The sequence below is a fragment of the Micromonospora sp. NPDC020750 genome (assembly GCF_044334565.1).
Lineage (GTDB): Bacteria > Actinomycetota > Actinomycetes > Mycobacteriales > Micromonosporaceae > Micromonospora.
This window is the reverse complement of sequence record NZ_JBIRTH010000006.1, coordinates 235854-258443: the sequence shown is the minus strand read 5'-3', so window position 1 is coordinate 258443 and position 22590 is coordinate 235854. Positions and strand designations below refer to the sequence as shown.

At 74.1% G+C, this 22590-nt stretch carries 20 protein-coding genes; 10 read left to right on the top strand and 10 right to left on the bottom strand.

What is annotated here, in order from left to right:
• Positions 1-5 precede the first annotated feature (5 nt).
• The 3 genes from ACH4T9_RS20485 to ACH4T9_RS20475 all read left to right on the top strand — a co-directional run bounded on the left by ACH4T9_RS20485 (position 6) and on the right by ACH4T9_RS20475 (position 3452).
• Positions 6-905, top strand: a complete 900-nt coding sequence (locus ACH4T9_RS20485; protein ID WP_396673282.1) for a carbohydrate ABC transporter permease — start codon at positions 6-8, stop codon at positions 903-905.
• The gene (locus ACH4T9_RS20480; protein ID WP_396673281.1) at positions 902-2323 is read left to right on the top strand and encodes a GH1 family beta-glucosidase; all 1422 of its coding nucleotides are present in this window, start codon (positions 902-904) and stop codon (positions 2321-2323) included. Before ACH4T9_RS20485 ends, ACH4T9_RS20480 begins: the two co-directional genes overlap by 4 nt.
• Positions 2324-2405: 82 nt before the next feature.
• Positions 2406-3452, top strand: coding sequence for a LacI family DNA-binding transcriptional regulator (locus ACH4T9_RS20475; RefSeq protein ID WP_387016100.1), 1047 nt, complete (start codon positions 2406-2408; stop codon positions 3450-3452).
• 46 nt (positions 3453-3498) lie between these two features.
• Here the strand turns inward: ACH4T9_RS20475 and ACH4T9_RS20470 are convergent, their stop codons facing one another.
• Together ACH4T9_RS20470 and ACH4T9_RS20465 are read right to left on the bottom strand one after the other, a co-directional pair.
• Complete coding sequence (locus tag ACH4T9_RS20470; RefSeq protein ID WP_396673280.1) at positions 3499-4710, bottom strand: acyl-CoA dehydrogenase family protein; 1212 nt, start codon at positions 4708-4710, stop codon at positions 3499-3501.
• On the bottom strand, positions 4710-5870 hold the full coding sequence (locus ACH4T9_RS20465; RefSeq protein WP_396673279.1) for a phosphotransferase family protein: 1161 nt from the start codon (positions 5868-5870) through the stop codon (positions 4710-4712). Before ACH4T9_RS20465 ends, ACH4T9_RS20470 begins: the two co-directional genes overlap by 1 nt.
• Before the next feature lie 148 nt (positions 5871-6018).
• Here ACH4T9_RS20465 and ACH4T9_RS20460 point away from each other — a divergent pair, with 148 nt between their 5' ends.
• Together ACH4T9_RS20460 and ACH4T9_RS20455 are read left to right on the top strand one after the other, a co-directional pair.
• A complete protein-coding gene (locus tag ACH4T9_RS20460; protein ID WP_396673278.1) occupies positions 6019-6726 on the top strand; it encodes an amino acid-binding protein in 708 nt (235 codons plus the stop codon).
• A 117-nt stretch (positions 6727-6843) separates the two neighbouring features.
• A complete protein-coding gene (locus tag ACH4T9_RS20455; RefSeq protein ID WP_396673277.1) occupies positions 6844-7905 on the top strand; it encodes a GNAT family N-acetyltransferase in 1062 nt (353 codons plus the stop codon).
• A 40-nt stretch (positions 7906-7945) separates the two neighbouring features.
• On the opposite strand, the gene ACH4T9_RS20450 is transcribed toward ACH4T9_RS20455, so the two are convergent.
• The 4 genes from ACH4T9_RS20450 to ACH4T9_RS20435 form a co-directional block, all read right to left on the bottom strand.
• Positions 7946-8338: a VOC family protein gene (locus ACH4T9_RS20450; RefSeq protein WP_396673276.1), complete on the bottom strand. Its 393-nt coding sequence runs from the start codon at positions 8336-8338 to the stop codon at positions 7946-7948.
• A 248-nt stretch (positions 8339-8586) separates the two neighbouring features.
• Positions 8587-9381 carry a polyphosphate polymerase domain-containing protein gene (locus ACH4T9_RS20445; RefSeq protein WP_396673275.1) on the bottom strand — a complete coding sequence of 265 codons (795 nt, stop codon included), beginning with the start codon at positions 9379-9381 and terminating at the stop codon, positions 8587-8589.
• The gene (locus ACH4T9_RS20440; RefSeq protein WP_396673274.1) at positions 9378-10001 is read right to left on the bottom strand and encodes a DUF4956 domain-containing protein; all 624 of its coding nucleotides are present in this window, start codon (positions 9999-10001) and stop codon (positions 9378-9380) included. Before ACH4T9_RS20440 ends, ACH4T9_RS20445 begins: the two co-directional genes overlap by 4 nt.
• A gap of 222 nt (positions 10002-10223) precedes the next feature.
• Entirely contained in the window at positions 10224-11792 is a 1569-nt protein-coding gene (locus ACH4T9_RS20435) for an aldehyde dehydrogenase family protein (protein WP_396673273.1), read from the bottom strand.
• A 340-nt stretch (positions 11793-12132) separates the two neighbouring features.
• On the opposite strand from ACH4T9_RS20435, the gene ACH4T9_RS20430 reads away from it, so the two are divergent.
• Complete coding sequence (locus tag ACH4T9_RS20430) at positions 12133-15099, top strand: glycoside hydrolase family 9 protein (protein ID WP_396673272.1); 2967 nt, start codon at positions 12133-12135, stop codon at positions 15097-15099.
• 66 nt (positions 15100-15165) lie between these two features.
• Here the strand turns inward: ACH4T9_RS20430 and ACH4T9_RS20425 are convergent, their stop codons facing one another.
• The 4 genes from ACH4T9_RS20425 to bioB form a co-directional block, all read right to left on the bottom strand.
• Positions 15166-16125 (bottom strand): hypothetical protein, encoded by a 960-nt coding sequence (locus ACH4T9_RS20425; protein WP_396673271.1) that lies wholly within the window; start codon positions 16123-16125, stop codon positions 15166-15168.
• Positions 16126-16267: 142 nt separating this feature from the next.
• Positions 16268-16780 (bottom strand): GNAT family N-acetyltransferase, encoded by a 513-nt coding sequence (locus ACH4T9_RS20420; RefSeq protein WP_396673270.1) that lies wholly within the window; start codon positions 16778-16780, stop codon positions 16268-16270.
• 5 nt (positions 16781-16785) lie between these two features.
• Entirely contained in the window at positions 16786-16977 is a 192-nt protein-coding gene (locus tag ACH4T9_RS20415; protein ID WP_396673269.1) for a hypothetical protein, read from the bottom strand.
• A gap of 11 nt (positions 16978-16988) precedes the next feature.
• The gene (bioB, locus tag ACH4T9_RS20410; RefSeq protein WP_396673268.1) at positions 16989-17984 is read right to left on the bottom strand and encodes a biotin synthase BioB; all 996 of its coding nucleotides are present in this window, start codon (positions 17982-17984) and stop codon (positions 16989-16991) included.
• Between the two features lie 226 nt (positions 17985-18210).
• On the opposite strand from bioB, the gene ACH4T9_RS20405 reads away from it, so the two are divergent.
• The 4 genes from ACH4T9_RS20405 (at position 18211) to ACH4T9_RS20390 (ending at position 22519) form a co-directional block, all read left to right on the top strand.
• Positions 18211-19347 (top strand): 8-amino-7-oxononanoate synthase, encoded by a 1137-nt coding sequence (locus ACH4T9_RS20405; RefSeq protein ID WP_396673267.1) that lies wholly within the window; start codon positions 18211-18213, stop codon positions 19345-19347.
• Positions 19348-19388: 41 nt separating this feature from the next.
• Positions 19389-20093: a dethiobiotin synthase gene (gene bioD, locus ACH4T9_RS20400; protein ID WP_396673431.1), complete on the top strand. Its 705-nt coding sequence runs from the start codon at positions 19389-19391 to the stop codon at positions 20091-20093.
• Between the two features lie 102 nt (positions 20094-20195).
• A complete protein-coding gene (locus ACH4T9_RS20395) occupies positions 20196-21833 on the top strand; it encodes a sensor histidine kinase (protein ID WP_396673266.1) in 1638 nt (545 codons plus the stop codon).
• Positions 21830-22519: a response regulator gene (locus tag ACH4T9_RS20390; RefSeq protein ID WP_396673265.1), complete on the top strand. Its 690-nt coding sequence runs from the start codon at positions 21830-21832 to the stop codon at positions 22517-22519. Before ACH4T9_RS20395 ends, ACH4T9_RS20390 begins: the two co-directional genes overlap by 4 nt.
• Positions 22520-22590 lie beyond the last annotated feature (71 nt).

Genomic DNA, 22590 nt, shown 5'->3' with positions numbered 1-22590 from the left:
GACCGATGACGACCACGACTCTGCGCCCACCCGTCCGCCCCGCCGCGAAGCAGCCGCGCGACGGCCACAAGGCCGACCGGCTCTGGAAGGCCACCCCGCTGACCTGGGTCGGGCTGGTTCTCGGCGTGATCCTCTCCCTGTTCCCGTTCTACTGGATGATCGTCATCGCGTCCCGGACGAACGACGCGGCCAACTCCTGGCCGCCGCCGTTCCTGCCCGGCGGCAAGCTCGGCGAGAACATCCAGCGGGTGCTGGAGAACGGTGACGCCAACATCGTCAAGGGGCTGATGAACTCGTTCCTGGTCTCCGGGACGATCACCATCGCCACGGTCTTCTTCGGCTCCCTGGCCGGCTTCGCGTTCGCCAAGCTGCGCTTCCGCGGCAAGAACGCGATGCTGCTGGTCATCCTCGCCTCGATGATGGTGCCGGTCCAGCTCGGCGTGCTGCCGCTGTACATCCTGATGGCCAAGCTCGACTGGCTGAACACCATGCCGTCGGTCACCGTGCCTTTCCTCATCGGCGGCTTCGGCATCTTCATGATGCGCCAGTACGCCGAGCAGGCCGTTCCGAACGAGCTGATCGAGGCGGCCCGGGTGGACGGCTGCTCCACCTGGCGGGTCTACTGGCACGTCGTCGTCCCCGCGCTGCGGCCGGCGGCGGCCGTGCTCGGCCTGCTCACCTTCATGGAGCAGTGGAACCAGTTCTTCTGGCCGTTCGTGGTGCTCGCCGACCCGGCCAACCCGACCGTGCAGATCTCGCTGCGCAGCCTCAACACGGCGTACTTCGCCGACAACTCACAGATCTTCGCGGGCACGTTGATCGCCACGCTCCCGCTGTTCATCGTGTTCGTCCTGTTCGGCCGCCAGATCATCGGCGGGATCATGGAAGGTGCCGTCAAGTCGTGAGCGAACCGACCCGCCCGCCCGCCGTCGGCGTCCTCGACCACGGCCCGGCGCTGACCTTCCCGCCCGGCTTCCTGTGGGGGGCCGCCACCGCCGCGTACCAGATCGAGGGCGCGGCCACCGAGGGCGGACGCGCCCCGTCGATCTGGGACACCTTCAGCCACACGCAGGGGCGGACCGTCGCCGGGCACACCGGCGACGTCGCCTGCGACCACTACCACCGGATGCCCGGGGACGTGCGCCTGATGGCCGACCTCGGCCTGAAGTCGTACCGGTTCTCGGTGTCCTGGCCCCGGGTGCAGCCCGGCGGCTCGGGGGCGGCCAACCCCGAGGGGCTGGACTTCTACCGGCGGCTGGTGGACGAGCTGCTGGGCCACGGCATCGAGCCCTGGCTGACCCTCTACCACTGGGACCTGCCCCAGCCGCTGGAGGACGCCGGCGGCTGGCCGGCCCGGGACACCGCGGCCCGGTTCGCCGACTACGCGCGGCTCGTCGCGGACGCGCTCGGCGACCGGGTGCGCTACTGGACCACGCTCAACGAGCCGTGGTGCTCGGCGTTCCTCGGGTACGGCTCAGGCGTGCATGCGCCCGGGCGTACCGAAGGGGCGGACGCGGTCCGGGCCGGGCACCACCTGATGCTCGGGCACGGCCTGGCCGTCCAGGCCCTGCGGGCGGCCCGCCCGGACGCCCAGCTCGGCATCACGGTGAACCTCTATCCGGTCGATCCCGCCAGCGCCGCGCCCGCCGACGTGGACGCGGCCCGGCGGATCGACGGGCTGGCCAACAGGTTCTTCCTCGACCCGGTGCTGCGCGGCGCGTACCCCGAAGACGTCCGGGCGGACCTGGCGGCGGTCACCGACTTCGGGCATGTGCGCGACGGCGACCTGGAGACCGTCTCGACCCCGCTCGACCTGGTCGGGATCAACTACTACAGCCGCCACGTGGTGGCCGCCCCGGTCGAGGGGGACCACTCGCGGGCGCCGAGCTGCTGGCCGGGCAGCGAGGACGTCCGGTTCGTCACCCGGGGGGTCCCGGTGACCGACATGGACTGGGAGATCGACGCCCCCGGGCTGACGGAGACCCTGGAACGGGTGCACCGCGAGTACACCGACCTGCCGCTCTACGTGACCGAGAACGGGTCGGCGTTCATCGACGCGGTGGTCGCCGGTCAGGTGGACGACGTCGACCGGTTGGCCTACTTCGACTCCCACCTGCGGGCGGCACACGCCGCGATCGGCTCCGGGGTGCCCCTACGGGGCTACTTCGCCTGGTCGCTGTTGGATAATTTCGAGTGGGCCTGGGGGTACACCAAGCGCTTCGGCATGGTGTACGTGGACTACGACAGCCAGACCCGCGTCCCCAAGTCCAGCGCCAGGTGGTACGCCGAGGTGATCCGACGCAACGGTCTGGCCGCACAATAGGCGAGGGCCAGCCAGTGACGGGCGGACTCGGCGCACCCCCACGGCGGGGCGCGCCGGGCCGCCCGATGTCGGAGGAGTAGAAATGACAACGCAGCGCACGCGGTCGCTCGGGCGTCCGACCCTGGACGCGGTCGCCGCCCGCGCTGGCGTCGGGCGCGGCACGGTCTCCCGGGTGGTGAACGGCTCGCCCCAGGTGAGCCCCGAGGCCCGGGCCGCGGTGCAGCAGGCCATCGCGGAACTGGGGTACGTGCCCAACCGGGCGGCCCGGGCACTGGTCACCCAGCGGACCGACTCGGTGGCGCTGGTCGTCTCCGAGTCCGGTGACCGGGTCTTCACCGAGCCCTTCTTCGCCGGAATCGTCCGGGGGGTCAGCTCCGGCCTGCTGGAGACGCCCCTGCAACTCTGGCTGGCCATGGTGCAGTCCCCGATCGAGCGGGAGCGGGTCGAGCACCACCTGACCAACCAGCACGTCGACGGCGTACTGCTGCTCTCCCTGCACGACGCCGACCCGCTGCCCACCCTGCTGGAGGAGCGCGACCTGCCGACCGTGCTCGGCGGTCGGCCGGCCCGGATGCTGCAACCGGGCGCGCAGCCGGCGTACTACGTCGACGTGGACAACGTCGGCGGCGCCCGGCACGCCGTGGAGTACCTCTTCGCCCGTGGGCGGCGGCGGATCGCCACCATCGCCGGCACCCAGGACATGGGCGCCGGCGTGGCCCGCCTGACCGGTTACCGGGAGGCGGTCCAGGCCACCGGGGCCGGGCTCAACCCCGACCTGATCTCGTACGGCGACTTCAGCGAGGGCAGCGGGGCGGCCTGTATGCGCCGGCTGCTGGAGGTCTGCCCCGACCTCGACGCGGTCTTCGTCGCCTCCGACCTGATGGCCTTCGGCGCGCTGCGGACGCTGCGCGAGGCCGGCCGGCGGGTGCCGGAGGACGTGGCGGTGATCGGCTTCGACGACGCACCGGTGGCCCGGCAGGCCGACCCGCCGCTGACCACGGTCTTCCAGCCGGTCGAGGAGATGGGCCGGCAGATGGCCCGCCTGCTGGTGGCCCGCATCCGCGGCGACGACCTGCCGGCCAGCCACATCCTCCTCGACACCCACATGGTCCGCCGGGCCTCGGCCTGACCGTGCGCCTCGCCGCCCGCCGTCCCGGGCGTCGGGGTGTGCGGGTTCAGAGCCAGCGGCGGAGTTCGCGCTTGGCCAGGGACGAGCGGTGGACCTCGTCGGGGCCGTCGGCCAGGCGCAGGGTGCGGGCCTGGGCCCAGAGGGCGGCGAGCGGGGTGTCCTGGCTGACGCCCGCGCCGCCGTACCCCTGGATGGCCTTGTCGATCACCCACTCCGCCATCGCCGGGGTGGCGATCTTGATGGCCTGGATCTCGGTGTGCGCGCCCTTGTTGCCGACGGTGTCCATAAGCCAGGCGGTCTTGAGCACCAGCAGGCGGGCCTGCTCGATGCGGACCCGGGACTCGGCGATCCACTCCCGGACCACGCCCTGCTCGGCCAGCGGCCGGCCGAACGCGATCCGCTGGTTGGCCCGGCGGCACAGCAGCTCCAGAGCCCGCTCGGCCATGCCGATCAGCCGCATGCAGTGGTGGATGCGGCCCGGGCCGAGCCGGGCCTGGGCGATGGCGAAGCCGGTGCCCTCGGCCCCGACCAGGTTCTCCGCCGGCACCCGGACGCCCGTGAAGTCGATCTCCGCGTGCCCGCCGTGCGAGGCGTCGCTGTAGCCGAACACGGTCATCCCGCGCCGCACGGTCACCCCCGGGGTGTCCCGGGGCACCAGGATCATGCTCTGCTGGCGGTGCCGGTCGGCGTCGGGGTCGGTCTTGCCCATCACGATGAAGATCTCGCAGCGCGGGTCCATCGCCCCGGACGACCACCACTTGCGGCCGTCGACCACGTACTCCTCGCCGTCGCGGGTGATCCGGGTGGCGATGTTGGTGGCGTCGGAGGAGGCCACCTCCGGCTCGGTCATGCAGAACGCCGAGCGGATCTCGCCGTCGAGCAACGGCTTCAGCCAGCGCTCCCGCTGCGTTTCGGAGCCGAACTCCGCCAGCAGCTCCATGTTGCCGGTGTCCGGGGCGGCGCAGTTGACCGCCTCCGGGGCCAGGTGCGGGCTGCGCCCGGTCAGCTCCGCCAGCGGCGCGTACTGGAGGTTGGTCAGCCCGGCGCCGTAGCGCGGATCGGGGAGGAAGAGGTTCCACAGGTCGCGCCGGCGCGCCTCGGCCTTCAGCTCCTCCAGCACGGGCGACCGCGACCACGGGTCGCCGGCCGCCGCGACCTGCTCGGCGTGCACCGCCTCGGCCGGGTACACGCACTCGTCGAGGAACGCGGTCAGCCGCGCGCGCAGCTTTTCGGTGCGGGCGTCGAACCGGAAGTCCATCACTTCTCCCTGACTGCGCGCAGCCCGTGCTCGACCAGCGGCGCCACCAGCTCGCCGATCCGGTCGAAGCCCCCGCCGAGCGTCTGCCCGAGGGTGTGCCGGTAGTGGATGCCCTCGCAGATCACCGCGAGCTTGAAGCAGCCCAGGGCGACGTGCCAGTGCAGCGGGCCGACGTCGACGTCGCTGCGGCCGGCGTACCGGTCGATCAGCTCGGCCCCCGAGGGGAAGCCGGCGCGCGGGCCGAGCCCGTCGGCGACCGGGTTGTCGACGACCGCGTCGCTGTCGCCGAGCACGGTCCAGTACGTCAGCAGGAGCCCGAGGTCGGCCAGCGGATCGCCGAGGGTGGCCATCTCCCAGTCCAGCACGGCCCGCACCGACACCGGGCCGGGGTGCGGGCCCGCCGGCGCTGCGGCTCCGACGGTGCCGTGCGCCTCCCCGGCGGCGGCCGGGGCGGGTGGGCTCGCGCCGGTTCCGACGGTGGCGAGGAGATTGTCCAGCCGGTAGTCGCCGTGCACGATCCGGCCCGCGTTCGCGCCCTCGGGGACGGAGCCGGCGAGCGCGTCGCGCAGCTCGTCGACGCCCGGCAGCGGGCGGCTGCGGGACTGGTCGAGCTGGCCGGCCCAGCGCCGGACCTGCCGGCCCAGGAAGCCCTCGGGGCGGCCGAAGTCGGCCAGCCCGACCGCGGCGGGTTCGACCGCGTGCAGGGTGGCCAGGGTGTCCATCATCGCCGTGGCCAGGTCGCGCCGCTGTCCGTCGGTCAGCGGATCGGTCTGCGCCCGGCTGCGGAACACCTCCCCGTCGACCTTCTCCATCAGGTAGAAGGGCGCGCCGATCACGTCGGTGTCGGGGCAGAACAGCAGCGCCTCGGGGACCGGCACGGCGGTCGGGGCGAGCGCGGAGATGATCCGGTGCTCCCGGGCCATGTCGTGCGCGGTGGCCAGCACGTGCCCGAGCGGGGGCCGGCGCAGCACCACCTTGTGCCCGCCGGAGCGGAGCAGGTAGGTCAGGTTGGACTTGCCACCGGCGATCAGGTGGGCCCGCAACGGCGCGGCGGCCAGCTCGGGGCGACGCGCGCCGAGGTACGCGGCGAGCCGGTCGAGGTCCAGCCCTCTCGGAGCACCTGCGCCGGCACCGCTGCCCGCGCCGGCCGGATCAGTCATCCGAATAGTTGATGGCACCTCAGCCGTCCTGTCAAGGCGGGTTTTCCCCGGGGACATGCTGCGGCAACAGGGGCGAAATGGTCAACCGGCAGGCTGGTGCCCAGCCCGCCGGCCGTCGGAGGCCGGCCCGTCCAGCGGAGGGACGACCATGTTGCTGAGAGTTCGGGTGACCCTGCCGGACCGTCCCGGCACCCTCGGCCAGGTGGCCCGCACACTCGGGGTCTCCGGTGCCGACATCGTCCAGGTCGTCGTCCTGGAACGGCTCGGCGGGCGGGCGGTCGACGACTTCACCGTGGTCTGGCCGGGGGCGGCCCGGGTGGAGCGGCTGCTGGCCGGCCTGGCCGCCATCCCCGGGGTCCGGGTCGACGGCGTCTGGCGGGCGATCGGCGCGCCGACCACCACCGGGCAGGACGCCGAGCTGCTGGCCCAGGTCGCCGGCAACCCGGCCGACGGGCTGGCCACCCTGGTCGACGCCGTGCCCGGGCTGCTCGCCGCGGACTGGGCGGTGGCGGCGGTGGTCCCGCTGGACTGGGCGTCGCGCACGGGCGCGGCCGGCGGCGACGCCACCGTGGCGCACGCGAGCTGGCGGGTGCCCGTCCCGCCCGCGCTGCCCGAGGTCACCCCGCTGCGGGCCCGCGCGTTGACCAGCGCCGACGGCACCCACTACGCGATCGCGCCGTTCGGCCGGGCCGGCCTGGTGCTCGTGGTGGCCCGGGACCAGACCGGGATGCTTACCCCCGCCGCGTTCCACTCCACCGAGGTGGACCGCCTCACCCAACTGGTCCGGGCCAGCGCGGTGATCCTCGGCGACCGGCTGGACCTGGTGGGTGCCCCGCCGGTGGTGGCCGGCGGCTGAGCGACCGGGCCCCGGTGCGGGGCCCTGGGCCTTGCGGCGGTTCCCGGGTCGTCACCGCCGGGCAACGGTCCGGCAACAGCGGCCCGGCATCGTCGTGGACGGGGAAGGGAGACAATCATGGCGCTGTGGCGGATTCGAGCCACCGTGGACGACCGGCCGGGTTACCTGTCGGTGCTCACGGCGAGCCTCGCGTTGCGCGGGGTCAACATCCTCACCGTGCAGGTGCACACCACCGAGGTGGGCGCGGTCGACGACTTCCTCGTCGACGCACCCGACTCGCTCGAGGAGGCGGAGCTGGTCGCCGCCGTGGAACGGGGCCGGGGGCGGGACTGCTGGGTGGCGCGCAGTGAGGCGCGCGGCCTGGCCGACCAGCCCACCCGGGTGCTCGGCCTGGCCACCCGGCTGGTCCGGGACCCGGACGCGACGGGGGAGGTGCTGCGCACCCTGCTCGGCGCCGACGAGGTCACCTGGCGATCCACCCTGGTCGGCGGCGGCGTCACCGGCACCACGATGACGCTGCCCGACCCGACCGGCGGGTCGTACGAGCTGAGCCGGGTCGCGCCGACCTTCACCCCGGCCGAGTACGCCCGGGCGCAGGCGCTCGCCGAACTCGCGGCGACCGCGGCCCGCCGGGCCGCCGACCAGGTCACCCTGGTCCTGCCCGACGGCGACGAACTGGTAGTCCGTCCGGCCCGCGCCGACGACCTGGCCGGGGCGCTGGAGTTGCACCGGCGGTGCTCGGCGCGGACCCGGCAGCGCCGGTACCTCGGCGGGGCGGCACTTCCCGCCCCGGCCCGGCTGCGCCGGCTGCTGGAGCCGACCCAGGGCCTGACCCTCGTCGCTACCACGACCGGCTCCGGCGGGGCGGCGGAGCCGGTCGTCGCGATGGCGAACCTGCTCGCCGAGGGGGACGAGGCCGAGGTGGCGCTGCTGGTCCGCGACGACTGGCAGCGGCGGGGGCTCGGCACGGCCCTGCTGCGCCGGCTGGTGGGCCACGCCGAGCGGGCCGGTCTCGCGGCCCTGCTGCTGCACGTGCAGGCGGAGAACGCGCCGATGCTGCGTACGCTGGGCCGGCTCGCCCGGCCGACGGCCACGGAGCGCGACGGCTCGGTGGTCACCGTCACGGTGCCGCTCGTCGCCGCCAGGGTGCCCGGGGCGTTGCCGGCCCGGGGCCGGTAGGCGGGGCGCCCGTTGCGCCGGCGGCGGCCGGACCGTCCGGCTACGCCGAGCGGGGCCGGCCCGAGACGCAGAAGCGGTTGCCCTCGGTGTCGGCGAGCACGACGTACGGCGAGGCTCCCGGTTCGAGCTGCGTCGGGTAGTACGGCCAGTCGACCCGCCGGGCGCCGAGCCCGACGAGGCGTTCCACCTCGCCGTCGAGATCCCGGCCGCCGGCGGTCAGGTCCAGGTGGACGCGCGGGAACTCCTCGGCCCGGCTCTCGCTGAGGTCCATCGCGAGCGCCGGGCCGGGAACGCCGGGCGGCGGCGCGAGCACGATCCACTCGTCGCCCGGATAGCGCGGCGGTCGCCGCGCGTAGCCCAGGGCGGCGGCCCAGAACCGGGCCGCCCGATCGCAGTCGGACACTCCCACCGAGACCTGCGAGATCATCGCCATCGGGCGATGGTATCGCCGGCGCGGCGGCGGCAGGGGCCCGCCGACGGGCGGCGGGCCCCTGCGCGCCCCGCCCGCCCCGCTGCCGCTCGTCGCCGCCACGGTCCCGCCAGTGGTGTCCGCCCGGGGCCGGTAGCCCGTGACCGGCCCGACCGTGTTCAGGTGGCGGGGTAGCTGCTGTACTCGCGCGAGCGCGGCCGGTTGAGGACTGCTCCGCTGTGGAGTGCATGGGGTGTTCGTCGGCGTGGGGTCTATCCGTCATGCGGGCGAAGGGCCGGGTGTCGGCGCATGATGGCCCGCCACTTGTTCGATGGCAGGTCGTCACGGAACGCGGCGAGCCCGGTGCAGTACTTGGATATCCGGCAGGGGCGATGCCCGAGGGCCCACAGTTGGCGGTCGGCTACCGCGGCGGAGCCTGCGGCTTTGGTCTCGATGATCGAAACCCCCGTGAGATTCAGTCGCGTCTCGTCGCGCAGTGCCCATGTCACGTCGGTGTCGACGGTGATCCGGCTGTTCGAGTCGGGCAGATAGAGCGTGCTGCGGCGATAGCTGGTCCTGAGGGTCGGGCAGAACGCGTCGTAGCGCGCGTCCTTGATGCCCGCCTTGCGCAGCACCTCAGCGACGAAGGAGCGGTCCTCGCCTGTCAGCTCGTCCGAGACGGTGGCATCGTACGGCCGTCGTTGCTTCACCGTGTTGCCACGGATGCCGCAGGTCTTCACCTCGAGGTAGGAGACGCCGGAGTCCAGGTAGACGCGTCGTCGGACCTTGAACCGTCTCCGTCGTCCCTGCGTAGCCAGAAGATAGGCGGTCAGCTCCGGGGTGTCGTAGTAGAGCGACTCGTACCCGAAGCAGCGTTGTTTGTCGATTTCAAGGATGCGAGCCGTACGAGCCATCCCGGCAAGGAACACCCCGGCCGATGCCAGGGGTAGCACGTACTTGCGGTCGACCCGCGTCTGCAGCGTCGCTCGGCAAAGGAGTTCTTCGAGGTCGATCGGATGGAGCGTGGCAAGCGCAGGGAACGCAGTGGCCGCGTCGATGCCGCTCACGGTCGAGCACCACGCAGCGCGCCGGGCATGGTGGCATCAGTCACCTTGTCGTGGTCGCCGGTCGCGGCCCGCTGGCCCTTGGGCACCGTGAACCGTACGTCGACCAGGGTGGTGTCGTTGACGAGGTCGACGCGTTGGACGGTTACTTTTCGCACGGCAGCGCCGAGCAGGCTTTCGAGGTGCCGAATGAGCGTCGGTTCATCGGTGAACGCCGAGTCGAGCATCATCGTCTGCTGGCGGTGGCGACGCAGCAGCTGCGGGTGCCCGGCGAGGTACATGACGGCGATGACCAGGCCCATCAGCACGAAGGCCAACGTGCCGACCTCCGCACCCAGTCCGCCGAGCAGACCCAGCGCCAACGCGGAGAAGTAGTAGGCCACCTCCTCCTGGTCCAGTTCGGCAGAGCGAAGCCGGATGATGGACAGCACGCCGAAGAGTCCCAGCCCCAGGCCGGCACCTACGGTGCTGGTCGCCAGCGAGGCGGCGACAGCGAGCACTCCGACGTTGACCCCCAGGTACGCGACTGCCAGGTCGCGACGACGGTGACGGGGAAGGTAGACGCCGAAGGTCAGTAGCCCAATCGCTACGAGGTCAGCTGCGTAGAACAGAACTGGCGGCATGGGGATCCTCTTAGGGGTCTGACCGGCATGCGTCTCGTCAAGCTGGGCGCACGGATGGTGACGTTTTGCTCTCTCTGTGTGCATAGCATGGGGTCTGCTGTGCCTACTTGTCCACGGCCTGCGGCCCGAGGGTCGGAAATGAGGCTGTTGGAGCAGACCAGCGCCCCGCGACCAGGGGCGGAATCCGGATGCCGTGCCCGATCAACGTCAAAAGACGAGGCACTAGACGTTCGGCGGTAGTGCCGTCCAGTCGGGGAAGTTGCCGTAGAGGCGACTGTCGCCGCCGACCGTGACCGCCTGCACCAGCAGGTCGCCGCCGACGAAGGCGCCCTTCCAGGAGGCGCCCCGGCCGCCGAACGGCTCGTCCCGGTCGCCGCGTGAGCGCGGCCTGTTGATGCCGACCTTGAACGCCTGGAGGTCGACCGCGAGCTTGCCGGCCAGCTCCTCGTCGTCGCAGGCGAGGCTGGCGACCAGCGCGCCGTTGGAGGCGTTCATCGCGGCCAGCAGCTCGTCGGTGGTGTCCACCACCACGATCGTGTCGACCGGCCCGAACGGCTCGGCGTGCATCAGCCGGGACCGGCCGGGCGGGGCGAGCAGCACCGACGGGGCGACGTACGCCGAGGTGTCCTGGCCGTCGAGGAGCGGTGCCCCGGCCAGCTTGCCCCGGTGCAGCGGGACCGCGCCGCCGCGGACCGCCTCGTCGACCTTGCGGCGCAGCTCGTCGGCCTTGGCCCCGCTGATCAGCGGGCCGAAGTCCAGCTCGGGCAGCGGATCGCCGGCCCGCCAGTCCTCGTCCACCGCGAGTGGATGGCCGAACCGGATCGAGCGGACCACGGGCAGGTACATGTCGAGGAACTCGTCGACCAGGTCGCGCTGCACCACGAACCGGGGGTACGCGGTGCACCGCTGCTTGCCGTACTCGAAGCCCTTCCTCAGGTGCCCGGCGAGCAGGTCCCACTGGGAGAAACCCCAGATGCCCCAGGCGTTGAGGCCCTCCTGCTCGATGAAGTGCCGCTTGTCGGAGTCGAGCAGCGCGGCGGCGACCTTCCCGCCGTTGGACCGCCCGCCGACGAACGCCACCGCGCCGATCTCCGGGGCGCGCACCAGCACCTCGGACAGCTCCTCCCCGCCGCCCGAGACCAGGGTGGCGGGGAGCCCGGCGCGGCGCATCAGCGCGTGCGCGACGGTGAGGCAGACGGCACCGCCCTGGGAGGGGGTCTTCGCGATCACCGCGTTGCCGGCGAGCAGCTGCACCAGCTCGGCGTGCACCAGCACGCTCATCGGGTAGTTCCAGCTGGCGATGTTGCTGACCGGGCCGGGCAGCGGCTCCCGGCCGTCGGCCAGCATCCGGTCGATCTCACCGACGTACCAGCGGACGCCGTCGAGGGCCCGGTCCACGTCGGCGCAGGCCAGCCGCCACGGCTTGCCGATCTCCCAGACCAACAGCAGGGCGAGCAGGTCGCGGTCGGCGGTGAGGGCGTCCAGGGCCTCGGTGACCCGGGCCTTCCGTTCGGCGAGGGGGGCTTGCGCCCAGTCGCGGTGCGCGACGGCGGCGAAGGCGACCGCGGCCTGGGCGGCGTCGGCGTCCAGCCGGGGCAGGTTGACCAGGACCGTGTTGTCGACCGGGGTACGAACGGGGTGCGGCACGCCGCCCGCCCGCCAGTCGCCCTCGACGAGGTTGCGCAGGGTGGTCACGCCGTCCGCCTCGGGCCCGAAGGCCTCGGGCGTGGCGGCCACCGCGCGGGCGAGGGTCTCGGTCCAGGCGGTGCCGTCGGCGAGTCGTAGAGCCATCGGATCTCCTCAGGGTGAACCGGGGAGCGGCGGCGTCGATGGCACCGCTGATGGCCGTACTGTCCCGTGTCGATGCGCGGGCGGCAACAGAACGTTCGTATCCCAGGACGCGAGTCGACCGCGCGATCGTTCGCTTCACCCCCTCCGGGCCGGGTCGTCGGTGGCGCGGGTCTTCCCAACGACGCGATCCGCTCGATACATTGTCGGATATCCATGGGAGCGCTCCCGTGCCTCCTTGGCCCCCACCACACCCGCCGCCGGTGGCGGTGCCGACCCGAGCCCGACGCCCGTCCCGCGTCCGGTCGGCGCCGCCGGGGCGCCGTCCGTCAGGAGCCCGCACATGCGTCACCCGATCCGGCCCTCCCGGCCGCCATCGCCCGCCGGGAACCCGCCGTCGCTCGCCGGGAACCCGCCGTCGCCCGCCGGGAACCCGCCGCGGCCCGCCCGCCGCAGCCGACCCTGGCTGCGGCGACTGCTCGCCGCCGGTGTCGCCCTGGCCGGCGGCCTCGCCGTGGGCGTCGCCGCGCCGCAGGCCGCCCCCGTCGCCGCCGCGCCCGCCTTCAACTACGCCGAGGCGTTGCAGAAGTCGCTGTTCTTCTACGAGGCCCAGCAGTCCGGGAGGAAACCGGCCTGGAACCGGGTCTCCTGGCGCGGCGACTCCGCGCTCACCGACGGCTCCGACGTCGGCGTGGACCTCACCGGCGGCTGGTACGACGCCGGCGACCACGTGAAGTTCGGCTTCCCGATGGCGTTCAGCGCCACCATGCTGGCCTGGGGCGCGGTCGAGTACCGCGCCGGGTACACCGCGTCCGGGCAGCTCACCCAGCTGCTGAACAACCTGCGCTTCGTCAACGACTACTTCGTCAAGGCGCACCCCGCACCGAACGTCCTCTACGGGCAGGTCGGCAAGGGCGACGACGACCACAAGTGGTGGGGACCGGCCGAGGTCATGCCGATGGCGCGGCCCGCGTACAAGATCGACGCGAGCTGCGGCGGCGCGGACCTGGCGGGGGAGACGGCCGCCGCGATGGCCGCGTCGTCGATGGTGTTCCGGCCCACCGACGCCGCCTACGCCGACAAGCTGCTCGGGCACGCGAGGCAGCTCTACACGTTCGCCGACACGGTGCGCAAGAACTACCACGAGTGCATCACCGACGCGACCAGCTTCTACCGCTCGTGGAGCGGGTACCAGGACGAGCTGGTCTGGGGCGCGATCTGGCTGCACCGGGCCACCGGCGAGGCCGGCTACCTGGCCAAGGCCGAGAGCGAGTACGACAAGCTCGGCACCGAGAACCAGACCACCACCCGGTCCTACAAGTGGACGATCGCCTGGGACAACAAGCAGTTCGGGGCGTACGTGCTGCTGGCCAACCTGACCGGCAAGCAGAAGTACGTCGACGACGCCAACCGCTGGCTGGACTGGTGGACCGTCGGGGTGAACGGGTCCAAGGTCAACTACTCGCCCGGCGGGATGGCGGTGCTCGACTCCTGGGGCGCGCTGCGGTACGCCGCGAACACCTCGTTCGCCGCGCTGGTCTACAGCGACAGGACCACCGACGCCACCCGCAAGGCGCGCTACCACGACTTCGCCGTCCGGCAGATCAACTACGCGCTCGGCGACAACCCGCGCAGCTCCAGCTACGTGATCGGGTTCGGGGCCAACCCGCCGCGCAACCCGCACCACCGCACCGCCCACGGCTCCTGGTGGGACAGCCAGACCGTGCCCGTCGAGACCCGGCACGTGCTCCACGGCGCGCTGGTCGGCGGCCCGTCGGCGGCCAACGACGCGTACACCGACAGCCGGTCCGACTACGTGATGAACGAGGTCGCCACCGACTACAACGCCGGCTTCACCTCCGCGCTCGCCCGGCTCTCCTCCGAGTACGGCGGCAGCCCGCTCGCCGGCTTCCCCGGCACCGAGACGCCCGACCTCGACGAGCTGACCGTAGAGACCACGGTGATGCAGGCCGAGCCCCGCGCCACCGGTCTGAAGGCGATCATCTACAACAAGTCGGCGTTCCCGGCGCGGGCGCTGACCAACGGCAGGTTCCGCTACTACTTCCGCCCCGACGGCACCGGCCCGGTGCAGGTCACCCCCGGCTACACCCAGGGCTGCCCGGCGCCGGCCACGGCCAAGCAGTACAGCGGCGACATCTGGTACGTCGAGGTGGACTGCACCGGACACACCATCGCCCCGGCCGGCCAGTCGCAACACCGGATGGAGGTCCAGTTCAAGGTCGGCGTGCCGGAGGGCGGCACCTGGGACCCGACCAACGACCCGTCGTACCAGGTCACCGCCGGGCCGAACCGCAAGGTGCCGCTGTACGCCGGGACCGCCCGGGTCTGGGGCGAGGAGCCGACCTCGACGCCCACGGACACCACCCCGCCCAGCGCTCCCGGCGCCCCGGTCGCGTCCGCGCTCACCCCCACCTCGGTCACGCTGACCTGGCCCGCGTCCACCGACACCGGGGGCGGCGGCCTGGCCGGCTACGAGATCACCCAGGAGACGGTCGGCAGCGACGCGCTGGTGCTGCACCGCAGCACCACCAACAGCCTGACCGTCTCGTCGCTCGCCCCGGCCCGGAACTACCGGTTCTGGGTGAACGCCCGCGACGGCGCCGGCAACCGCTCGACGTCCTCGCCGACGGTCGCGGTGGCCACCCCGGCCGGGGACGGCCCGGACACCACCGCCCCGACCCCGCCCGGCACCCCGACCGCGTCGGCCGTCGGCCCGACCGGGCTCACCCTCACCTGGGGCCCGTCCACCGACGACGTCGGCGTCACCGGCTACCGGGTCTACCGCAAGACGTGGCCGGTGGACACCGCGATCGCCACGGTCACCGGCACCAGCCACCCGGTCACCGGGCTGACCCCCGCCACCGCGTACGCGTTCTACGTCGTCGCGCTGGACGCCGCCGGCAACCCGTCGATCCCGTCGCCCACCGTCACGGTGACCACCACCGGGACGCCCACCCCCACGCCCACCGGGTCCTGCAAAGTCGGGTACGCGACCAGCGACTGGAGCACCGGGTTCACCGCCAACATCACGATCACCAACACCGGCACGACGGCGCTCACCGGTTGGACCCTGACGTTCGCCTTCCCCACTGCCGGGCAGCAGGCGGGCCAGGCGTGGTCGGCGAACGTCACCCAGACCGGCACCGCCGTGACCGCCTCGAACCTTTCCTACAACGGGGCGCTCGCGCCGGGGGCGTCCACCAGCTTCGGCTTCAACGGCACCCACCCCGGCACCAACCCGAAGCCCACGACCTTCACCCTCAACGGCTCCCCCTGCACGATCGCCTGACACCGCTCCCGCCCTGGTGAGACCTTGGACGGTTACCGCTCCCACGGGACGGTAACCGTCCAAGATTCATGTGGCGGGGCGCCAGCCCGCCGCCAGCAGGGCGCGGCGGAGGGTGGCCGTGACCTCGTCGGGCCGGGCGCGGACGAGCCAGGCGGGGAAGCGCAGGATCCGGTCGCCCGCCGTCCACACGTCGTTCTGTCGCCGCATGTCGGCGGCCCACTCGCGTACGTCCATGTGGTGCGCGCCGTCGACCTCCACGTGCACCCCCCACTCGCGCCAGTACGCGTCCAGCCAGCGGGTCCGCCCGCCCGCGTCGGTGCGCCGGTGCTGAAGATCCGGTCGGGGCAGGCCGTGCCGCCGGCACAGCCGCAGGAAGTCGATCTCCGACAGGGCCTCCGCGCCCCCGGCGATGTCGTCGACGGTCCGGCGGACGAGGTGACGCCGGTGGGCCCGGGGGAGCACGTCGACCACCGCCCGGATCTCCTCCGGCGACACCCGCCGCTGCTGACAGCCGGCGGCCAGCACCGCCTGGGCCTCGTCGACGCTGCGCGCCCAGCCGGCGGCGTCGACCAGGGCGCGGGCCGTCGTCGTCCGGGGTGGCCGGGCGAGCTGGAGATGCGCCCGTGGCAGCACCGACGTGCGGTGCACCACTACCGCCGCCATGTCGACCGGCAGCCGCCGCAGCACCGTCCGGCCGGCCCGACGGGTCGCCGGCACCAGGACGTGCAGCGGCTCCCGTCGCAGCCCCCGGACATCGGCCTCGGCCGCCGCGGTGGCCCCGGCCAGCACCGCGCGGGGGCCGGTGGCGAGCACCGCCACCCACAGCTGCTGGTCCCGGGTGAGCCGGCCGTTGCCGGTGAGCAGGACGCCCCGGCAGACCGAGCGCCACCGGCCGGATCGGACCCGCCCCCGGACGACGCCGGGGCCGAGCAGGCCCGTCGCCTGGGCGGTGGTGAGGACGCCGGACTGCGCGAACGCCAGCCAGCCGAGCGGGTCCTCGCCGTCGTCGGGAATCGTGAGCACCATCCCGTGACCCTGCCCGCCCCGCGCCCACCCGTCCGCCCCGTCCGGCTATGTGGGGTGTTCCCGTCCGGTTCTTGGACACCTGCCGTCGCCGGGGAACCGCAGGTGTCCAAGAACCGGACGAGCCAGGCGGGGAAGCGCAGGATCAGTCGGCCAGGTCGCCGGCGAGGAGGTCCATCAGCAGGCCGTCGTGCCAGCGGCCGTCCTCGCCGCGCTCGTAGCGGCGCAGCACCCCGACCGGGCGGAAGCCCACCTTCGCGTACGCGCGGATCGCGGGGGTGTTGGCCGCCGCCGGGTCGATGGTGAGCCGGTGGTGGCCATGGTCGTCGATCAGGTGCCGGGCCAGGGTGCGGACGGCGTCCCCGCCCAGCCCACTGCCCCGTACCTCCGGGTCGAGGAAGAGGTCGAGACTGGCGTGCCGGTAGTCGGGGTCGCTCTCGGCGTACCACTGGATGGCGCCGACGACCCGGCCGTCGTGCTCGATCGCGTACACGGTCAGCACGTCGTCGGCCAGGTCGGCGCGCACGGCCCCGGTCAGGTCGTCGCCGCCGCGCCACCAGCGCCGCACCTCGGGCGTGGACCGGATCGCCGCGAGGACCGGCACGTCGGCGTCCGTCGCCGGTCGAAGCGTGACCGCATTGCCCCTCAGCGTCGGCACCGCGCTCAGCCCCGCAGCTCGCCGTGCTCGACGCAGACCGCCGCCCAACCCACCGGCAGCACCTGCACCTTCATTCGCCGCCGGCAGTGCGCGCAGAACCGGGGCGGTTCCAGCTCGCGCGCAGCCTGGCACGCCGGGTGACCCCCGGCGTCCGCCGGCTCACCGCACCGGTCGCACCACACCCGCGTCGTGGTCATCGGCGTCGGCGTCACAGCGTCGCGGAGAGGGCCTTGACCGGCATCTTCAGGTCGTCCAGCAGCGCCAGGTCGTCGGTCGCCGGCCGGCCCAGCGTGGTCAGGTAGTTGCCGACGATGACCGCGTTGATGCCGCCGAGCAGGCCTGCCCGGGTGCCCAGGTCGCCGAGAGTGAGCTCCCGCCCGCCCGCGTACCGGAGGATGGTGCGCGGCATGGCCAGCCGGAACGCGGCGATGGCGCGCAGCGCGTCCTTGCCCTCGACCACCGGACGGTCGCCCAGCGGGGTGCCCGGGCGCGGGTTGAGGAAGTTCAGCGGGACCTCGTGCGGGTCCAGCGCGGCGAGCTGCGCGGCGAACTCGGCGCGCTGCTCCACCGTCTCGCCGAGGCCGAGGATGCCGCCGCAGCAGACCTCCATGCCGGACTCGCGGACCATCCTCAGCGTCTCCCACCGCTCCTCCCAGGAGTGGGTGGTGACGACGTTCGGGAAGTAGGAGCGGCAGGTCTCCAGGTTGTGGTTGTAGCGGTGCACGCCCATGTCGACCAGCTCGTCGACCTGCTCCTGGCTCAGCATGCCGAGCGACGCGGCGACCTGGATGTCGACCTCCGCCTTGATCGCGGCGACGCCCTCGCGCAGCTGCTTCATCAGCCGGGCGTCGGGGCCACGCACGGCGGCCACGATGCAGAACTCGGTCGCCCCGGTCGCCGCGGTCTGCTTCGCCGCCTTCACCAGGGAGGGAATGTCCAGCAGGACCGAGCGGACCGGCGAGGTGAACAGCCCGGACTGCGAGCAGAAGTGGCAGTCCTCCGGGCAGCCGCCGGTCTTCAGCGAGACGATGCCCTCGACCTCGACCTCCGGCCCGCACCAGCGCATCCGTACCTCGTGCGCGAGCTGGAGGGCGGCGGGGAGGTGCTCGTCGGGCAGGTTCAGCACGGCGAGGACACCGGCCTCGTCGAGGCCGACGCCGTTCTCCAGCACCTGCTTACGGGCCTGGTCGAGGATCTCTGGCATGGCTCGTACCCTACAAGGGCCACCCCGACCCGGAGAAGCGCCCGAGCACGCCCAGGTGGCCCCCGACCATCCCCTGCCCGTTCCCGTGCGTCCCCCGCTCGGGACCACTGAGGGTCCCCGCGTGCCGGGGCCGCGCCACGCCGGGCCGGGGGCCGCGGGTGGTAGCTTCGCCCGGCGTAAGCGGCCGTGGCGGACGGCCGGGATCGGCGGACGTGGGGAGCGTGGCGTGGCGGACTGGCTGGCGGTGCTGCACCGCCGTGCCGAGCTGCGGGCGAAGGCGGGACTGACCCGCCGGCTGCGCCCCCGGGCCGCCGGCGACACCGTGGTCGACCTCGCCGGCAACGACTACCTCGGCCTGACCACCCACCCAGAGGTCACCGCCGCGGCGGGGCGGGCCCTCGCGGCGTACGGGCTGGGCGCGACCGGCTCCCGGCTGGTACGCGGGTCCACCGAGGTCCACCACGGGCTGGAGGCCGCCCTCGCGGACTGGCTCGGCACCGACGGCAGCCTGGTCTTCTCCTCCGGTTACCTGGCCAACCTCGGCGCGGTCCGGGCGCTGGCGCAGCCGCGTACCCTGCTCGTCTCGGACGCCCACAACCACGCCTCGTTGATCGACGGCTGCCGGATCTCCGGCGCGCAGACCGTGGTCACCCCGCACGCCGACCCGGCGGCGGTGGCCGCCGCGCTGGCCGCCGCCCCCGGCCGCCCGGCCGTGGTGGTCACCGAGTCGGTCTTCTCCGTCGACGGCGACCTCGCCCCGCTGGCGGAGCTGCATGCCGTGGCCCGCCGGCACGGCGCCCTGCTGCTGGTCGACGAGGCGCACGCGCTCGGCGTCACGGGCCCGACCGGCGCGGGCGGGGTGGCCGCCGCCGGGCTGGCCGGCGAGCCGGACGTGGTGGTCACCGCGACCCTGTCCAAGGCACTGGGCGGCGCGGGGGGCGTGGTCGCCGGGCCGGCCGCGTTCGTCCGGCACCTGGTGGAGACCGGCCGGACCTTCATCTTCGACACCGCCCTGCCGCCGGCCGTGGCCGCCGGGGTCCGCGCCGCGCTGGACCTGGCCCGCGCCGGCGACGACCTGCGCGCCGAGCTGGCCGAGCGGGCCGCGGAGACGGTACGCCGGCTGCGCGCCGCCGGGCTGACCGTCTCCGCGCCGGACGCCGCCGTGGTGTCGGTGACCGCCCCGGGCCCGGAGGCGGCGACCGCCTGGGCCGCCGACTGCGCCGACCGGGGGGTGGCCGTCGGCTGCTTCCGCCCGCCGTCCACCCCGGACAGCCGGTCCCGGCTGCGGCTGACGATCAGCGCCGGGGTGCCCCGGGCGGACTTCGAGCGGGCCCTCGACGTGATCGTGGAGTGCGCCCCGTGACGGGCGGAGGTGACGTCGTGAGCGGGGCGTGGACCGGGCCGGTGCTGGTCACCGGCACCGACACCGAGGTCGGCAAGACGGTGGTGACCGCGGCGGTGACGGCCGCCGCGCAGGCCGCCGGCCTGCGGGTCGCCGTGGTCAAGCCCGGTCAGACGGGTACGGCCACCGGCGACCCGGGCGACGTCGACTCGGTGACCCGGCTGGCCGCCCCGCTCACCGGCCGGACCCTGGCCAGCTACCCCGACCCGCTCGCCCCGCTCGCCGCCGCCCGGGTGGCGCGGCTGGAGCCGCTGGAGCTGTACGACGTCGTCGACGCCGTCCGTGAGGAGGCCGACAAGCACGACCTGGTGCTGATCGAGGGGGCCGGCGGGCTGCTCGTACCGATGGGGCTGCGTCCCTCGGGGGAGCCCTGGACGGTGGCCGACCTGGCGGTGGCGCTCGACGCACCCGCCGTGGTGGTTGCCCGCGCGGGGCTGGGCACCCTCAACCACACCGCGCTGACCCTCGAGGCGCTCCAGCGGCGCGCGGTGCCGGCCGGAGTGGTGATCGGCGCCTGGCCGGCGACGCCGGAGCTGGTGCACTGGGCGAACCTGACCGACCTGGTGCCCAACCTGTTCGGCGCGCTTCCGGCGGGAGCCGGGGCGATGGACCCGGGGGTGTTCCGCCGGTCCGCCCCGGGCTGGCTCACCCCGGCGCTGTACGGGGTGCTCGACGACTGGCGCGCCTGGGCCGAGGACAGCGGCTGACCACCGGCCCGGCCGGCGTCCGTCGGGTGGCCACGGGCCGTCGGGCGGTCACCTGACTTTCGTCGGTGCCCGGGCCCGACCACCGTGGGTAGCCTGGCCGCCATGCGGTGGGAGCAGTGGGAGCGGTGGCGTGGCGGCGTCCGGGGCTGGCCGGCACGGTCCCGACGCTCACCGGGCGGGCCGGTCCGGTTCCGCTCGCTACGGGACGGACTGTCACGCGGCGGGCTGTCGCGGGGCGGGTTCCTGCGGGACGGGCTGCTCTGGGCGGTGGTCGCGGCGCCGATCGGCTTCCCCTGGCTCACGCCGCCGTACGGCAGGCACACCGTGCTGCTCGGGCTGGGCGCCCTGCTGCTGCTCGCCGTCGCCGTCCGGCTGGGCCACCGCCGGCCGCTGACCGCGCTGGTGCTGGTCGTGCTCGGTTCCCTGCTCGACGGCAACTTCGTCTTCGCCATCCCGGTGTTCAGCTACCTGGCCGGACGGCGCAGCCCTGGGACGGCCCCCGCCGCGGCGGTGTTCGGGGTGCTCGCCGCCGGGGGCACCATCCTGAACGTGGGACTGCTCGGCACCGGCGCCGCCACCTGGTTCCTGCTCGCCTCGGTGCTGCTCTTCGCCGGGGTGTTCCCGTGGCTGGTCGGCCGGTACCGGCGGCAGCAGCGGGAGCTGGTGGTGGCGGGGGACCGGCACGCCGAGGCGGTGGCCAGGGAGCGGCGCGGCGCGGCCGAGCGGATCCGGCTGCGGGAGCGGGCCCGGATCGCCCAGGAGATGCACGACTCCCTCGGCCACGAGCTGAGCCTGATCGCGCTGCGCGCCGCCGCACTCGAACTCGCCGACGACCTGCCGGCCCGGCACCGGACGGCGGCCGGGGAGCTGCGGGCCAGCGTCGCCGGGGCCACCGAGCGGCTGCACGAGATCATCGGGGTGCTCCGGGAGGAGGGCGGTGGCCCGGCGTCCACCCTGCCGGCCGGGGAGAGCGTCGCGGAGCTGGTCGACCGGGCCCGGGAGGCAGGGATGGCGGCGCGGCTGGACGGCGATCCCCTCGACCTGCCCGCGATGGCCGGGCACGCGGCGCACCGGGTGGTCCGGGAGGCGCTGACCAACGCCGCCCGGTACGCCCCCGGCGCACCGGTCACCGTCACCGTGGCCCGCCTCGGCGGCCGGGTCGAGGTCGGCGTGGCCAACGCCCCGCCGCCGGCCGGCCCGCTGCCCGGCCCGCCGTCCAGCGGCTCGGGCCTGCTCGCCCTCCGGGAACGGGTACGCCTGGCCGGCGGCACGCTGACCGCAGGCCCGGAGGCGGCGGGCGGCTTCACCGTGCTGGCCCGCCTCCCACTCGCGCCCACCCCGCCGCTCGATCCCCCACCGGCGCACCCGGTCGAGGGTCGGCCGGTCGAGGGTCGGTCGGCGGAGGCGGAGCGGCGGCTGCGCGAGGCCCGTCGGCGGGTCCGGCGGAGTCTGGTCGCGGCGCTCGGCGCCCCGGTGGTCCTCGGGCTGGTGCTGACCCTGGTCTACTACCCGTTCGCCACGGCGGGCGCGGTCCTCGACGCCGTGGCTTTCGACCGGCTGCCGCTGGGCGCCGCCCGACAGGAGCTGACCGGCCTGCCGCGCCGCCAGGTGGAGCCGCCGGCCGGGGCGCGCCCCGGCTGCGAGTACTACACCGACGGCAACTTCCCGCTCGCGCAGGCCACCTGGCGGCTCTGCTTCTCGGACGGGCGACTCGTGGGCAAGGAGCGGATCGACCGATGACGGACCGATGGGACGACGCGCCGGGGGAAGCCCCGCCGGTGCGGGTGGTGCTCGCCGACGACGAGGCGATGATCCGGGCCGGGGTCCGGGCGATCCTCGGCGCGGACCCCGGCATCGAGGTGGTCGGCGAGGCCGGCGACGGCGCGGCGGCCGTCGAGCTGGTCCGGGCGCACCGGCCGGACGTGGCGCTGCTGGACATCAGGATGCCCCGCCTGGACGGGCTGGCCGCCGCCGCCGAGATCCGCCGGCTGGCGCCGGGCACGGCCACGGTCATGCTCACCACGTTCGGGGAGGACGACCACGTGGCCCGGGCGCTCGGGCACGGCGCGAGCGGCTTCCTGCTCAAGGCCGGCGACCCGCGGGAGCTGATCGCCGGGGTGCGGGCGGTGGCCGGCGGCGGGGCGTACCTGTCGCCGCGGATCGCCCGTCGGGTGATCGAACTGAACGGGGCCCGGATGGCCCGCCGCCCGGCGGCCCGGGACCGCACCGCCGGGCTGACCGACCGGGAGCGGGAGGTGCTCGCCCTGGTCGGCGCGGGCCTGTCCAACGCCGAGATCGCCCGCCGCCTGCACCTCGTCGAGGGCACCGTGAAGAGCTATCTGACCAGCATCTTCACCCGCCTGGAGGTGCGCAACCGGGTGCAGGCGGCGATCCTCGCCCACGAGGCCGGCCTCGTCGAGACGTGACCCTCAGGGCGGTGGGGACGTGACGCTCAGGCGTCGCGGCGGCGGGCCGTGACGCTCAGGCGTCGCGGCGG